The 16,204-nt window shown below is 40.6% G+C and carries 9 protein-coding genes and 1 pseudogene; 1 reads left to right on the top strand and 9 read right to left on the bottom strand.

The features are described from left to right. The first annotated feature begins 538 nt into the window (after positions 1 to 538). Positions 539 to 6,376 carry a MobF family relaxase gene (mobF, locus tag WKK05_RS38090; protein WP_341531425.1) on the top strand — a complete coding sequence of 1,946 codons (5,838 nt, stop codon included), beginning with the start codon at positions 539 to 541 and terminating at the stop codon, positions 6,374 to 6,376. Here mobF and WKK05_RS38095 read toward each other — a convergent pair. The 9 genes and pseudogenes from WKK05_RS38095 to WKK05_RS38135 all read right to left on the bottom strand — a co-directional run bounded on the left by WKK05_RS38095 (position 6,373) and on the right by WKK05_RS38135 (position 16,198). Continuing rightward, positions 6,373 to 7,629, bottom strand: coding sequence for a hypothetical protein (locus WKK05_RS38095; protein WP_341531426.1), 1,257 nt, complete (start codon positions 7,627 to 7,629; stop codon positions 6,373 to 6,375). The two genes, mobF and WKK05_RS38095, sit on opposite strands and share 4 nt — an antisense overlap. Then, a complete protein-coding gene (locus WKK05_RS38100) occupies positions 7,626 to 8,048 on the bottom strand; it encodes a hypothetical protein (protein WP_341531427.1) in 423 nt (140 codons plus the stop codon). The genes WKK05_RS38095 and WKK05_RS38100 overlap by 4 nt, the downstream gene beginning before the upstream one ends. Before the next feature lie 9 nt (positions 8,049 to 8,057). Next, entirely contained in the window at positions 8,058 to 9,914 is a 1,857-nt protein-coding gene (locus WKK05_RS38105) for a TraM recognition domain-containing protein (RefSeq protein ID WP_341531428.1), read from the bottom strand. Next, positions 9,911 to 11,095 carry a hypothetical protein gene (locus WKK05_RS38110; protein WP_341531429.1) on the bottom strand — a complete coding sequence of 395 codons (1,185 nt, stop codon included), beginning with the start codon at positions 11,093 to 11,095 and terminating at the stop codon, positions 9,911 to 9,913. Before WKK05_RS38110 ends, WKK05_RS38105 begins: the two co-directional genes overlap by 4 nt. Positions 11,096 to 11,299: 204 nt before the next feature. Next, positions 11,300 to 11,646, bottom strand: a pseudogene (locus WKK05_RS38115) (ISKra4 family transposase); the annotation flags it as partial. Between the two features lie 76 nt (positions 11,647 to 11,722). Continuing rightward, a complete protein-coding gene (locus WKK05_RS38120) occupies positions 11,723 to 12,502 on the bottom strand; it encodes a hypothetical protein (protein ID WP_341531430.1) in 780 nt (259 codons plus the stop codon). 323 nt (positions 12,503 to 12,825) lie between these two features. Beyond that, on the bottom strand, positions 12,826 to 14,358 hold the full coding sequence (locus WKK05_RS38125) for a hypothetical protein (RefSeq protein ID WP_341531431.1): 1,533 nt from the start codon (positions 14,356 to 14,358) through the stop codon (positions 12,826 to 12,828). A 23-nt stretch (positions 14,359 to 14,381) separates the two neighbouring features. Next, positions 14,382 to 15,095 carry a hypothetical protein gene (locus WKK05_RS38130; RefSeq protein WP_341531432.1) on the bottom strand — a complete coding sequence of 238 codons (714 nt, stop codon included), beginning with the start codon at positions 15,093 to 15,095 and terminating at the stop codon, positions 14,382 to 14,384. A gap of 5 nt (positions 15,096 to 15,100) precedes the next feature. Next, the gene (locus WKK05_RS38135) at positions 15,101 to 16,198 is read right to left on the bottom strand and encodes a hypothetical protein (RefSeq protein ID WP_341531433.1); all 1,098 of its coding nucleotides are present in this window, start codon (positions 16,196 to 16,198) and stop codon (positions 15,101 to 15,103) included. Positions 16,199 to 16,204 lie beyond the last annotated feature (6 nt).

Genomic DNA, 16,204 nt, shown 5'->3' on the forward strand with positions numbered 1-16,204 from the left:
TCAATAATGCGTCACATTTGCGGCTAAACTACGTCAATGTCGAGTCAATTCTACGTCATTTACTCGGCACTTCTGCGTCAACTATGCGTCAAACTGGGATATTCAACGATTAATCTACAACCACAAATAAATAGCATTTTCTGACGCACAGTACGCCAAATTTGGCGGAAAGTTTGAGGCGATAATTTGCTATATTTAAAAGCAATATAAGTGGTGAATAAAAAAATTGTTGCAGTCAAAGTCTCACCAAAAATTTTTAACTCGACATCAAGCTTGTTTTAGTTTGATGTCGGTGATGAACAATGACTTTAATAACTTTAATAATTGTTGTATTAAGTTATGTAAAGGGGAAGAGGGAATAGGGAACAGGGAACAGAAAAGAGAGAATGAGCAAGGAAGTGAACAGCTTGGTTTTAAGAGTTTCCTATTGCCTGTTGCCCGCGATGCACTGAGCAGTTCGACAAGCTCACTGTACCACTTGCCGTTGGCGCAGCCTCTCGTAGAGAAGTGTTCCCTGTTCCCTTCTTTGAGGTGAGCGATGCTAACAGCGGCTAACGTCTCCTCAGAGATGGCGGTGAACTACTTCGTCAAAAATTACTATCATCAAGGGAAGTCGCGGTGGAGTGGTCAAGGGGCTGAAAAATTTGGTTTGTCGGGAGAGCTCGATAACGAAGATGCTTTTAAAAATGTCATCGAAGGGCGATCGCCTGATGGTAGTGAGCAGTTAAATGCCAGAACAGTCAAAGGAAAAGAACGCAGGGCAGCGTTAGACTGTACGTTTTCTGCACCTAAGAGCGTGAGCTTGATGGCGTTGGTGGGTGGGGATGCTCGTTTAATCAATGCTCACCATCAGGCATTGAAACAAGTGCTGCAACTGATAGAGCAGCGTTACGCCTATACCAGAGTGACAGATGATAACGGCAGATATAGAGTCAAGACTGGTAATTTGGTCGTCGCCCAATTTGACCACATCGAAAGTCGGGAATTAGATCCACATCTGCACACACACTGTTTGTTGATGAATATGACTCAAACCCCAGACGGTAGGTGGTTGAGTTTGGGCAACAATGAGATATTCGCTAATAAGAAATTCTTGGGAATGGCATATCAAAGCTATCTGGCGCGTGAGGTACAGAAGCTGGGGTATGAGATAGAAAAGCGTAAACACGGGCAATTTGAGATTAAAGGGTTTAAGGAACAGGATTTAGAAACCTTTTCTAAGCGACGACAGCAAATCATCGCCAAAGCTGGCGCTAATTCCACTTGGGAAGAACGTGAGAAAATCTGGGATCAAACCAGACAGCGCAAGGAAAAGTTACCAGAGTCAGAGTTAAAAGCTTACTGGGTTGAAGAAGCGGCGGCTTTGGGAATTACCTTTATCAAGCCGGGAGAAGCCACCCAGGATATACCAGTCAATAACAAAAGTTTGGTCGATGCCCTAGAAGATGCCATCGCTCATTGTAGTGAGAGGAATGTAACGTTTAATCTTGAGGATTTAGAAAAATTCATCCTAGAGGAACGTTTAGCTTCTTCGGTGACGGCGATTGAGCCACTGATTAGAGAGCATCAAGAATTGATTGCTTTACCAGGATTAGAGAGGCAATACACTACATGGGATGCGGTAAAACGAGAACTAGCAACGATTGAGTTGATGCAGCGAGGACAGGGGAACGTTAACCCAATGTTGCATCCAGAGATAGCTGAAAGCCAATTAGAGAAAACCTCGCTCAACACCGGACAGCGCCAAGCGGTGCAACTAGCTACAACCACACAAGACCAATTCATCGCATGGCAGGGGGTAGCTGGTGCTGGAAAGACTTTCGCACTGTCTCAATTGAAAACATTAGCCACTGATGCCGGATACACAATTAAAGGTTTTGCTCCCAGTTCAGCGGCCGCCAAGGTGTTAAGTCAAGAGTTAGAGGTTCAGTCGGAAACTGTTGCTAGGCTTTTGGTAACAGAACCACCACCCCTAATAGAACCGAATCAAGTTTGGATTGTGGACGAAGCTGGTTTGTTAAGTGCTAAAGATGCTTATGCGCTGCTACAACGAGCTACTCAGGAACAAGCCAGGGTGATTTTTGTGGGTGATACTCGGCAGTTATCGGCAGTGGAAGCAGGCAACCCCTTTAAATCTTTACAACAGGCGGGGATTGAGACTGCATATATGAACGAGTCTTTAAGACAAAAAGACCCAGAACTGAAACTTGCAGTAGATTTGATTGCCGATGGCAGGATAAAAGCGGGCTTTGAGCGTCTGTTGGCAAACGGCTCTATCAAAACTGTAGATGCAGAATCCAAAACAGAAGCGATCGCCAGTGATTATATGGCGGCGAAACCGGAGCAAAGGGAGCGAACTTTAGTATTAGCTGGCACGAATGTAGAAAGATTAGCACTCACTCAAGCCATTCGCTCTCATCTCAAAGATGAGGGAACTTTAGGAGAAACTGCAACCATCACCCAATTACAAACCAAGAATCTAACACTCGTACAGATGCGGTTTGCCCATAACTTTGAAATTGGGGATGTAGTCATGCCGACACGAAACTACAAGCGTCGGGAGCTAGAGAAGGGCAAACTGTATGAAGTGGTAGGTCAAACTACTGACTCTTTAACTCTCAAAAGTGATGATGGCAAGCATTTAGAAGTCGATACAGCATTTGACAAAGCCGTATACCAAAGACAAGAGATTGAAATTGCGGTGGGCGATCATCTGCAATGGAAGAAAAACGATCGCCAACTAGAAAGGCGTAATGGGCAAGGATTTGTAGTTGCGGCGATCGCTGGTGGTCAAGCCGAGATTAAATATCTTGATAGTGACCGTACCGAATCCATCAGTTTATCCCAAGCACAAAACCTAGACTATGCGCTTGTCAGTACGACATACAGTAGTCAGGGTAAGACTGCGGATCGTGTGTTGATTTCGGCAGACCATACCATTGGGCAAGAGAGCTTTTACGTTGCTGCCAGTCGAGCCAGGCATGAACTAAAGATTTACACCGAAGATCCAACGCGCTTGGTGGAGTTAGCGCAAGAGTCGAAAGCCAAAGAAAATGCTTTAGAATTGCTACGAAAACAAGCTCAGAACTCAACACGGCAGGGACAAGAACAGCAACAGCAGCCGATAACTATAAGTATAAGTGCTGAACTAGACTCGCCAGAAATCAAACAACAGACAGTGGTCACTTCCCCAGTACTAAAAACTCAAGTAGTAGTTAATCCACCAGTACTAAAAACTCCCTCTTCAATATCACAGCCAGTTAAAAAACCAGTTTCAAAGAAGGAAGTATCAACACAGGTATCGGTAGCCAAGCCAGTATTAAAGAAAGTAAAACCAGCCGATGAGACTGCTGCCAATTTTGAAAAGCCAGTACTCAAACCTTCTATAGCAACAGAAGCATTCTGGATACCCCAAAAAACTGAAGCAATACCCAATTTTATTGAACCAAAGCACTGGCAAGAGCTTGAAAACAGCGCCATTCATCCAGCCATTGCGGCAAAAAACTTTGAGAGCCTTCAGTTCAGCTATGCAGGCGGTGAACATGAGGCTTGGGAGCGCCTCATGATCAGTGAAAAACTTAATCGCACAAATACAGGGCGGTTAACGGAGGGATTAATCAGAGCATATTCTCATCTTGATGCTGGCGGCTGGTGGTGTGATGCTGGAGTAGATCCACGTTCATTTGCTGATTTAACCCCAGGCGATAAAGCTTTGAGTAAAAGATGGGGATGCTACAAGCCAAATCAACCAAGACCCAAAAAAGATGAGAATAATCAAATAATTGAAGGGAAATTTATTAAATATGAGCATCCCCCCAAGATTGATTTAAGTATCTTCTTACTAGATGTACCCAAGGATATTGCCGAACGCATCTATCAAAAATCTGGTGTTAATCCCACCGAGTGCGATCGCCAATCGGGATTTTGGTACTGTGTATGGAAGTACAACATACCTTGTGCAATCACAGAAGGAGCCAAAAAAGCTGCTAGCCTGTTGAGTCAGGGTCATGCAGCCATCGGTCTACCAGGGATATCGGCAGGATACCGTTCTCCCAAGGATGAATTTGGCAACAAAATCGCTAAGTCTTACCTGCACGAAGAATTAGCGGTTTTCGCTACACCAAACAGAATTTTCAAATTCTGCTTTGACTACGAAACCAAGCCCCAAACGAAGCTTAATATTGAGCGAGATATTTCCCTAACTGGAAGATTATTACAAAAAGCCGGAGCTTGGGTCAAGGTCGTGACGCTACCAGGGCCAGACAAAGGAGTCGATGATTTCATAGCCGCCTGTGGGCCACTTGCTTACGAGAAATTGAACTATGAAGCGATTCGTTTAAGGGATTGGCAGCGGCACAATCAAAAACAACGTGCTTTCACGATAGAAGCACCTCGAAAGTTTACACCAGAAGAACATTCTTTACAACAAAACCAAACAAAGGAACAAACTGATGACCGACAGCAACAGCAACCCCAACCAAATACAGCTATTAACCCAGAAGATAGAGGAATTGATAACTGCTCACGAGAAACTAAACACGAAAATCGAGCAGTTACAAACCAGTCACGAGAACTTGAGCGAGAAAATTTTGCACATGGAAGTGAGCCAAGCTCAAAGCCTGAACGACACCAAAGCCAGTCACTCGAACTTCTTACAGCAATTAACCGATACGTTGAACTCCAAAAAATCTTCGAGCTTGGAGCCGACATTGCAAGAATTAACCAAAGCCTTACAGATGGTTGGCTTCGAGGTCAACGAACAGCGGACGAGCCAGCAAGCACTCTCCGACAAAATTCAGCAATTATTGACCGCACAAAAAGTAATCGACATACTCAACAACCAGCCAGTGAACAACTCCTAAACGCAATCGCTGATTTTTTAGAAACAGCAGCTATCGAATCTACTAACATTGTCAAAGATTTGCAAGCCCTAACTGAAAATTTGGAACATTACCAAAATAAGGACTCGGTTAGGGTGATCATCGCTGACTTCATTGACAAGTCGGCAGTTGAAACTACCTTAGTTGAAGGATTAACACAACTAACAGAACAACTCTCTCAGTATCAACAGCAGTTAGGCAACGGGAAAACTCCACTCAAACAGCTTGAGCAACTGGTAAGCAACAAACCAGTACAAAACCAAGCACTGGGAGCTATTACAGAGTTTCTGGAATTACAGACAGTTGAAATATCTACAGTTAAGATAGTATCCAAGCTAGTAGACCAACTCAAGCAATTACCACAGCCAGAAATTACCTCAAACCATCACCGAATAGTAAATGCGACCGCTGACTTCATTGACCAGTCAGCAGTTGAGACTACCTTAGTTGAAGGGTTAGGGTTAACACAACTAACAGCACAACTCTATGAGTATCAACAGCAGTTAACCAACGGAAAAACTCCACTCAAACAGCTTGAGCAATTGCTGTCCAATCAACCAACACAAAGCCAAGCTGTAGGAGCTATTACAGAGTATTTGGAATTACAGGCGGTTGAAGTACCTACGATTGAGGTCGCGTTATCCAAGCTGGTAAACCAACTCAAGCAATTACCACAGCCAGAAACTACCTTAAACAATCAGCCAATAGTAGGTGCTTTAGCTGACTTCGTTGACCAGTCAGCAATTGAAACTGTTTTAGTTAAAGCGTTTCCATCTGTAACAGAACAACTATCTCAGTATCAACAACAACTAGTTAATGCAAAAACTTCAGTCAAGCAGCTTGAGCATCTGTTAACCAACAAACCAGTACAAAACAAAGCTGTAGGAGCTATTACAGAGTATTTGGAATTACAGGCGGTTGAAGTACCTACGATTGAGGTCGCGTTATCCAAACTGGTAAACCAACTCAAGCAATTACCACAACGCCCAACGCAAGAAATTCAACAAACTACCAATAATCTTCTAAAAGCGATTTCTGAACATATAGAGCAGGATGCTATTACAACTTCTCTTGATGTATCAGCATTAGAGGAGATGAAAATACAACTAGGGCAGAGTCAACCACACGCTACTATTGTTAAAGACTTGCAAACCCTAATATATAAATTAGAGTATCACCAAAGCCAGCAGCTAGAGTTGGCAATGAAGGACATGATACTCAGTTTAGATAAGCAAAAGCTGATTAATTTAGTTTCACAAGTATCAGACTATTTTGAACAACCACATCAAGAGAATGACCCCCATCTGTTAGAAATGGAGGCCATTCGTCAATTAATTAGAGATGAAAAAACTCGGATTATAGACAAGTTGAATAGTACTAGTGAATCCGAATTAGAAGCAGAAATTTTGGAGCTATCTGAAGAAATTGAGCTATTAGAAGAAATTGAGCTATTAGAATCCGAAATAGAATCAGAGTCAATGCGTTTTAAGCGTTAGCGGGACATTCCTCTAGATAAATTATTTGACTCTTGAAGATTTTCTTGTGTTGGGTAAGTCAGGTATTCTTTTTCAGCTTTCAAATATTCCTCTTCAGTGTGTCCTAAATTAGCTTGAGCGCTTAAATACTCGTCAACGGCAGGCTGAACTTTTTCAAGTTGAGTAATTTGTTCTGCTGTCACTTCAGAGGCAATAACTCCGTCTTTGATGACCTCAACGCCATTACTATTAGCCTTAACATTAACAGTCTCACCTTTCTGCTCGAAATTAAAGTTTGTGCTTCGGAAAGTTATCGAACCATCAGGTTGTTTCTCCCCGAAAGTAGTGAGTAGAGCTTTAACGCTCTGTTCAATAGCCTTTTGCTTAACATCAGATATTTTGCTATCAACACTTTCACGAACATTATTAACACTGGTTTCGACTTGAGATTTAATCCCATCAACTTGAGATTGCATCTCATTCTTCAAAGTAGAAACCTGTTGACTTATCTGGTATTTAATCTCAGACATTTGTTGCGCTACAGAATTACGCAGCTTAACTATTTCAGGTGTCAGAGTATCTTTAAATTTATCAAACAAATTTTTGGATGTTTGTTTAACTTTGTTTTCTATTCCGCCTACAAAGTTTTGAAGCCTAGTATTTTGAATGCGAGGTAAAGAGTGTTTGCTAAGAGATGCTAACGACTGCTGTGTTTTCTCAATAGCTTTTTGCTGCTTCTCCAATGATTTAGACATTTCCTCAACTTGAGAGAACAACTTTGTAATTGATTCTGATGATTGAGGTTGCGTTTTGAGTTGATCTACAAGTGTCTGTTGTTCTTGCATCTTTTTTTGCAAAACATCAACTTGTTTCTGTAACGCCTCAACACTATAGACAGGTTCGGCTAGAGCTTTTTTTTGTGTTTGTTTTTGAGCTTGCGATAAGCCTAATTTATCTACCTTGTTTTCACCATCTTGTACACGGAATACTTCTTCTTTACCAATCCTAATTGACACCACGTTATTGAGTTTTTCCGGTGTGGTAAAGGCTTTTTCTAATTTGTCAACTAAATCCTTTGAGATCAAAGGATTAATGTCTTTAATTGTTTCGCTCGGCACTCCTTTGTAAACATTTTCTTGACCAACTTTAATCAATATTTGTTTGTCCGGTTTGTACTCTTTTTCTTTCGCTTTCTGGAAAATCTTTTTCAGTAATACTTCTAAAGTTTCAAGGTAGTCTTTCTTGATCTCTTTACCATCTGACGAGTCCATCATGATATATCTCCATTGATTATATTGTTTAACAAGACAGATGGATTAGCAATTACTTGTGGGAAGATAACTCCCCTAATTTTATTAAGAACCTCTTTTCCTTGAATTTCTATATAGACACAATTAGCATTCGCCATTATTGTTACAGAGGAGTTGTTTTCCTCAAATTCTGGGAGTTCATATTGTTTTAAAACACCATCAACTACGCATACTTGAGCTACGTTAGATGTGCCGTAATAAATTTCAAATGATTCCAGGGTATAACCTTCAGGGATTGGATCTTCATCCCAAGAATCAACTACATTTTTAAATTGATTGAAGTGCTTGACAAAATACTTATTAGCAAACTCTGACATATCAGGAAGAAGTTCAATAAACTCTTCTTGGTATCGTTGCAAGTATTCTTTCTGTTTATTATTCACAAAATTCTCCTAAAGATTGCAGACTTTTCTAGTAGACTGAATAACTTCAGACTGAGCTTTATTCTTTCGAGCTTTCGCTTCTGTCTTTTTGGCTAATAACTCAGCTTTTTTAGTTGATAACTCCGATGAATCACTTATTTCTCCTACTAATGGTAACAGTCTTTCAGCTTCTTTTCTACGTTCTGCCATCTCTTGATTTCCAGGGATTTTTAGCTGACTATTTTTCAGCAAGTTTTGTTGATATTTGTACCAAATAGCTGTACTTTCTTCCTGGACTTTTATATCCCTATCAGAAACATTAATTTTTTCTAAAATGGGCAAACTTATTTGCCCACAAGAAGAAAATCCTGGGTTAATAATGACGGCTTTCCCTACTGGTAAAGTAGTGAATTCATTAGATTCAAATAGCGCTCTTGTTGCATTTTGATTTGAAGTAGAATTACTTGCCCCACCCTTCCCACCAGAACTCCAAGAGCGCTGTGTATAATTAATATCTTTATTGCCTAAATATTCACTAAATCTTTTTGCTGAAATATCTTCTTGAGGATTAAAAAAGAATTTAGTTGCACATCCTCCAAAAATGGCGTTGGTGATGTTGTCACCATAGGATTCTTGGAGCATCGATATATTTTGTAGCCCTAGAATTGTCACCAATCCATCTTCTCTATTCTGGTTTAACCAGTTGACCAGCGCAGGCAGATAAATGGTCGGTACTTCATCAACACCTAAAACTAAGGGGGTTTTGCGTTTGCCTGCGACATTTCTAGTGACCAGTAAATGTAGAACTGATGCTAATAAGGGGCCAATAACATCGATTTTTTCTTTGTCCATCCCGAAAACTATCATTTGCTTCCGTTCTATATCTAAGGGGATATTGGTTTTTCCACAGAATGCCGCTAGCACATCCGGAACCATAAAGCGACTAAACAAACCACTAGCCGTACCCACAATACTTGAAGCAGTTTCTGGGCTACCTGCTACAGACACAAATTGAGCGAAAGCTTCCCTAACCATAAAGTTAAGCTGATCATAAGCTTGCTCAATCCGCTTCACTAATTTAGGTAGTCCCAGGATCGCTTGACACATCATGATATCTGGATATTTTGTACCCTTGGCAAACATAAAGACTGCTTGTACAAGCTGATCTCCGGCATTAGAGAAAAACGCATTACCGGAATCATCCGAACCGAGTTTAAAGTTACGATTAATAGTTATTGCCAGTTGCCGAGCCATTGACGAATCTTGTTGATTCTTTAAGAACTCTATCGGATTTACAATCGCTGAACCTGCAAAGCCTGGGGCAAAAATATGAACTTTATAACCCTGTTTGAGAGCCTGTCCTGCAAGTATCGGTGTTTGCCCTTTAGCTGATGCTGTTGCTGATTCTTGCAATGAAAATTTAAAGTCATACATTGCAAAAGCTAAACTCTGGCTTATGACTGCTGAAAATAAACGATTAAGACAAAAGAATGATTTACCGCTGCCAGGGCCACCGAAAACTATCACACCCTTTTGGACATCTGGCAAATAAATAATGCCAGGATCTTCGGGTATTTTGGTTTTTCTAACACCACCAATAACTTGAGAGCTAATATTTCTAGGAGTACCAATAAATAAAGCTACTCGGTTATGTCTGCGCTCTCGAATCTGTTCACAGGCCAGTTTACGAGCTGCCGTCTTCTCGACATTACCACCCCACCTTGCAGTTGCTAGTTTAGCCTTTCCTCCTTTGGCGTCAATACATTTAGCTGCCACAAGAAGAGCGCCACAAGCAAGTAAACCCAATCCAGCGGGTGAAACAAAAGCGTCAGTCAGTCCTGGGGGAATGAATTGGTTAGAATTCACTGATGTAGTGGTATTGTTCATCGTCCAGTACCCACAACTACTAAATTATTTTCATTCACAGGAATCCAAGGTATTGGCCCAAAAGCGTAGGGAGTACAGGTCTTCTGCATAAAGGGTGGGTGAGCGCAAATTCTAAAGAACAAACCAAAGTCTGCTGTACCTGTTGATTCATTAACTCCCGTCAGTACAACTTTAAACCCACTGCCATAAACTAATCGCCCTGTCGGTTCCTTGCCTCCATTTACCGCAGCCAAAAAACCATAACCACCTTTTACCTGCTGTGATGAACCACTGGCCCAGCGCTTACCGTATAGTCCACCACCAGAACCAGCAATATCTCCTAACTCCATGTAAGAACATTCTTTAAGAGATGAACAGGCTACTGGTGTAGTGGTATCACCTCGCACCACCCTACCAGAAATAAAGTAGTCTGACCCAACTGTTGAATCTCCATGCTCTGATGAACCAAAAACTGTTGATGCCACCCCAACTACACCAATTCCCTCAGCAATGGGTTTAGGCATTTTACTAAACGGAACTTGGTTCAAGCCTGGGACTTGATTAATGTAACTCTGCTGCCAAGATTTAAACTTATTCAACGGAGTTTTTGTTAGTCCTGGTACAGACTCAATTGCATACTTGCTCAGATCCAATTTTCCCAAGGGTAAATTTGCCGCCTGTGGATTTGACCGTAAAATTTGAGAAATCTTGCGACCATTGAATACACCATTTTTAGATAATAATGCTTCTAACGGTGGGACTTGCCTCAAACTCAGATTCCCTAAACCAGGGATGGCTTTGACTAATGATGCTGGAGTCTGCCACTGCATTAATCCAAAATCTTTTAGTGTAAGTTTTTTGGTCTGTGGTGCGAGCGCACTTATCGACTTCAGACTGAAGCTGGACATTTTGAATGCATCATCGGAATCTCCCAACATGACAACAGAACTCACTTTCTGTAGAGCTTTCCATGAGCGTGAGGGGTCATATCCAAACACTGATATGAGGTTTTGAGGAATACTTAGATATCCTGGCTGTTGCACAGGTGGTAAGTTATCCCATGTGATTCGTGACCAGTCTGGTGCTTGGGTTTGATATTTCCCTTGTGAATAAATAATTGTGGGAGTATCAGCCCTTGATGGAGCGGGTAAGACCAATGTCATCAAAGCTGTAACAGTTAATAAATATTTTTTAAACTTCATCTAAAACCTCCAGTAGACCCCACTATATCGGTACTCCAATTAGTAGTGGGTTGTTAACTTATTAATCTTGTGTACGATTCTTTGAATATTCTGAATTCTGACCAGTCCCTTACCGTTATTGCTAATTAACAGATAGCAGCATTAGCGAAAAATATATTTTGTAAAATGTAAATTATTAGTATTACCATAAACAAAATGAAGGGCGGCTGCATCTTCATAGCTGACATTGGCACTCACACGTAGACAGCAAATTTCCAGATACGGACTCAATTGATTACTGTTCGGGACTTCCAATTGCTGCGCCTGCTTGCTTGTTATTGGCAATTCTCCCAAAATACTTTTCAGTCGTCGTTGATATCCTGCGCTTGTGCCTGTAATCGTTTCGATAAAAAAACCCCTACTTCTGGCATGACGTGCTTCTGCATTTGACTTCGCACTGCCTCTTCAATTCCTGCAAGGTTTGTTAGCCTTTCTGGTGACGTATCTTCATACAATATTTTAGCGCTCGCCTGAATATGTTCTTGAAGAGCTTGCTTTTGTTCTGGGGTCATCGGTAAGTAAATACACTCGTCTTACCTATCCTGACTGATTTTCGCCTTCCTTGCAAAAAACTGGGATGCTCCCTTTTTATTGTCCCCATTTAATTAACTGATTAAAAATTTCTTTCTTGATACCAGAGCGCAAAATCGCTTCTTGTCTACTCTTACCAAGACGTAATAATCTAATAGCATCTTGAATTTTATTCCAAGTTGTTGAGCCTGATTTAATCTGGCCCTGATGAGAAGCGATCGCTAACCCATAAGCAACAGCGTTTGCATCACTTCTACGTATCGAATTGTTAATAGTGAAAGTTTTTTGAGGATTAGAAGCTTGGTTACTAATAGTGGTCTGAATTGGTGTAGTTACATCAGGCTTTTTTACTATCATTGGTGTTGCTGATTGTACTCTAGTTTGAATTAATGAAGGCTTGGTTGGTGTAACTAATGTTGAGACAGGCTGTACTTTAGCTGTGATTACTGGTGATGGTCGTTCCGAATCCGGTTTAATTACTAGACTGGTGTAAGCTGGTTTTCCTGTTGCTGGAGTCAATTTAAATTGATACTGCTTTTGCCCTCCATCACCGCTAGTAATCACGGTAATTTGTGTACTCCCATCACTGCTATTCGTCATGTTAGGAATACTAACAGACTTGATTTGGCGGAGGAATAAAACTGTTGCTACTGACTGTATACATTCAGTACTTGAATTGTTGGAATCGGCTTTCGGGCATAAATTCCCATTAGAAGTAAAACCAATTCTAGAGGGATCACCAATCCAAACATCTTTGATGACTTCACCAGTGGGAATAAAATTTATAGTTAGCCCGTAACCGCTCCAGACTTTGAGTTCTACTCCCGTTGAGTTCACGTTTTGGGCATCCTGTGAGTAAACAGCACGTGCGGGGATTGCTAAAGCTTCACCAGCGTGAAAAATTAAAATGCTAAATAGTAGGCATTTACCAAGAAGGGAGCAGGAAGCTCTTAGTAGGGAGCAGAGAGTAGAAAAATCAGAAAAAAACTTTAGTTGTGGGTTCCCCTGTTCCCTACTCCCTGTACTCTGCTCCCTCTGAATAAAATATTGAGAAATCAGAAAAGGAGAAAGAGAAAAATTTGAGCCTATAGATTTGACTCTTTCTCTTTTATCTAAAATCTGCAAGCATAATAATATATTAGCAAGTTTATACATAGTATTTAAAGATTAATTGATTGATTAACAAAGATTTGTACACTTTTACCTGCTTCAATAACAAATACTTTGTCTGTCCCTTGAAGTTGTTGATTTTGAGATTGAACTCCTTGAAGAATTTCTCCTAATACACCTTCAGTAAATCCAGCTGCTAAATCTTTATTATCGTTAGTTGTTGTGCTGCTTGAAAAACCATAAGAACTAGTCGTAATTTGACTAGTAGGATTATTTTGAATTTGAGCAGCTTTAGCCACCCCGGCTATTACTGATGAGAATAATGAGCCGCCTAAATCACTACCTTTACGAGATTCAGCTTTTAAAAGCTTGCCACTTTTACTTAATATCGAAATTACTCCTTCAGGCAAACTTTTTTCTTGTGTATTTCCATCACTATTTACTAGCGCCGAAACCGCTTGTAGCTGAACATATTCTAATTTACTGGCCCCAGAAACCTGAGCGACAATATAAGCACCTTTTGGTAATGCTTCGCTACCATCCGATGCTTTCAAAGGTTGAGATAATTGAATTAAATATTTTTGATTTGCTTGAATTTCATGCTCATTGCTCCAAGCTATGGGAGTTTCTAAGCTACCAATTGCACGACTACCAACTAAAACACGTTTAGAGTTGTAGGTAATATTCTCAGATTCAGTGCCTTGGAGTTGTTTATCTACTTTGTTTAATGCAACGGTTTTCGCTGTTAATGGTTTGGATGTTCCTGTGCCGCCCTCTATCCCTTTTACATCATTTAAATCATCAGATGCAGTGTCAGTTGTAGCACTCGCACTGAAACTACCTACGTTAGATGCTGCTAGCCATTGTTGATTTGGATCTACAGGAGCGGCTTGTGAGGGGGGAGAGGCTTTAGGTAGAACAGATGCAACAGGTGCTTGAATTCTTGGCGGTGGCGGCGGTGCAGTCTTTACTACCGGGGTACTTCTTGAGCTGAATCCAGAAGATTGTGACGGCTGTCTATTATAAGTCTGTCTTGGCTGAGGTCGAAGTGTCGGTGTCGGGGATGGGAATGATTTAGCGGGAGCATTTGTATTCGGTGTGCGTTCAAAATTTAAATTTTGAAGTTCACCTTTTTGACTGGTCAGTGCTAGAGCAGTTTTAGTTTCCCCGGTATCATCTTTGGGTTGATTTTGATTTTCTTCGTTATTTTGCGTTTCGGTAGCGGAAGTAATCTGAGGACTAGGGGCTGAATTTGTATTACTGATAGCATTGAAACCAGAATTAGCCATTAAACCCAAAATTCCAAAGATTAATAGCCCACCGGAGCCAACAACAACAGCTTTAATCCAAGGCTGCTGGAAGACTCCGCGAGTTGTAATGATTTCCTCTGGCTCTGGTGCTTCTGGTACTTCTAGTTGCAACTGTGTTGTTAATTGATCTTCTGTAGTGCGATCATTAACGCTAATGCCGTTCATTTGGGCAAAATCTTCTTCTTCAACTGGTATTGAGGCTTTGTCAAATGTCGAGTATTCTTCTTTAGAACTATCATTTGGCTCGCGAACACGAATTTCTGTAGTAGACATAAATGATATATAGATAAGGTTTATTACAATCCCAAGTCGATATCTTGAATTTTATAAATTTCTAATCCCGCCTTACGTGCTGAATATGGAGCTTGTTGCAAAGGTGAAGAATTTTTGGGAATCTGGGGGCTATCAACTGCACGAACAAATATAGTTTTGTTAAATGCTATTGCCTTCCCTAATTGTTCTCCATCTTGAAAAATTATGAGGTTGGCAACCATTTTTACAGTCCAACTACCTTCATTAATTTTCGTAGGAGTAGATAGGTGGTTAATAATCAAGATTGATTGAGTAGTACCAGTAAAAACTGAATCTGGTGTTATTGTTGCGAGTTCTTTAAGAAACGGCCCCCGGAAATCTTCACTTAATGCAAAGCCAGCAGCCCAAGAACGAGTAGTAATTTTATCCTCACCTGTTTCTACACCAGGGTCTAATTGAGGTTTGTTAGTAGGATTTAAATTATCTACCCCAACAGCATTCCAACTAAAAATCTCTACCATAGTTTTACCAACGAAGTCGTTGATAGCTTGTGGCGTGCGGCTATTGCTATCAGTTGCTATTGCCCTAATAGAACCTCCATCACTTAATTCAACCAAGGTTGGGGGTTTAGCCTTGACAATGCTATTAATGCTAAATGAATTTACTAAAGATACAATTAGTAGTAGGGAAAGTACAATAACATTCCCTATTAAAAAAATCGGAGTAAAATCTAACTGTTTCTTTTGAAGTATTTGCATATCTCTTACCGTTTAGACGCGCGGACTGTATTAAATATAGTTTTTGCAGAGCTAGTAACTCCGCTAAAGACAGCCATGCCACCACCAGTTGCAATAGCAATTGCAATGATTGGTGAGAAGATAGCAGCCATTAATTGATGAACTAATGGGTTAGTTGAGGGAGTATTGATAATTGAACTGGCGGTCATCCCGACCAAGATGGAATAAGATATTTTTAATAATCCCAAAGCTAGCCAGCCAGAAAGCCAAGCATGAATAGGTTTAGCGCCTAATGGTAATAACGAAAGTACTAAAAAAACAGGCCCTATATAAGCGTTGAGTAAGAATGATATTTGAATCACATATTGAAAAGCTATTTCAATCCCACTTAAAAGGACTTGTATTATAAACTGAACACTGTTGTTAACAATTTCATCCCCAAACTTTAAAATTCTCGAAAAGCTAAACCCCTTTTTAGGTTTAGGTGTTTTAGTTTCTTTTCCGTAGGCATCTACCGCCTGTTGCATTGTTTGTTGTTTTTCTTTAATACAAGCTTCACGTGGCTTTGTTTTAACTCCCTTATCATCTACTATTTCTTCAGGTTTCTTTTGGCATTCAGCAGAGGCGGCAACTACTGCTTGAACCGAAGTTTGATCTATATTGGCAATCAGTATAGAGTTTCTTAAGCTGATGCCATTGCGTGTCATATCTAGTACTTTTTCGTTCAATCCGTTAGATATTTCACGAAACATAAATGATGTTTTTGCAAGCATAATCCCATTATTTACACTTAGCATCAAAATCACGACTAAAGGGTAAATAATTTCGCCGCCCGTTTGTATAGACAGACCGTTCTCTGATATGTCCATATACCATTTAACTGACCAGAAGGCGACCAAAACTACAGCAATTAGCAAACTCGTACCAACAACAGCGCCGTAGATAGGACTATTCCCATTTAATAAATCTATCCAGTCTTGCTCAAATAGAGAATTGACGATTTTGGAGCCATCTACAGCACCCTTAACAATATCTTCGGCACGGTTTTTACCCGTTACTTGGCTGTAATCATCTTGCACTTTAGGCAATTGAGCTAATAAATGGCGAACCGAATAAAATCGCATATTTGT

It is taken from the genome of Nostoc sp. UHCC 0302, from assembly GCF_038096175.1.
GTDB lineage: Bacteria > Cyanobacteriota > Cyanobacteriia > Cyanobacteriales > Nostocaceae > UHCC-0302.

Excerpts from the sequence above, each read along its gene's own strand:
- WKK05_RS38135 (WP_341531433.1), bottom strand. The coding sequence starts at position 16,198 with ATGCGATTTTATTCGGTTCGCCATTTATTAGCTCAATTGCCTAAAGTG.
- WKK05_RS38125 (WP_341531431.1), bottom strand. The coding sequence starts at position 14,358 with ATGTCTACTACAGAAATTCGTGTTCGCGAGCCAAATGATAGTTCTAAA.
- WKK05_RS38105 (WP_341531428.1), bottom strand. The coding sequence starts at position 9,914 with ATGAACAATACCACTACATCAGTGAATTCTAACCAATTCATTCCCCCA.
- WKK05_RS38095 (WP_341531426.1), bottom strand. The coding sequence starts at position 7,629 with ATGATGGACTCGTCAGATGGTAAAGAGATCAAGAAAGACTACCTTGAA.
- WKK05_RS38110 (WP_341531429.1), bottom strand. The coding sequence starts at position 11,095 with ATGAAGTTTAAAAAATATTTATTAACTGTTACAGCTTTGATGACATTG.
- WKK05_RS38130 (WP_341531432.1), bottom strand. The coding sequence starts at position 15,095 with ATGCAAATACTTCAAAAGAAACAGTTAGATTTTACTCCGATTTTTTTA.
- mobF (WP_341531425.1), top strand. The coding sequence starts at position 539 with ATGCTAACAGCGGCTAACGTCTCCTCAGAGATGGCGGTGAACTACTTC.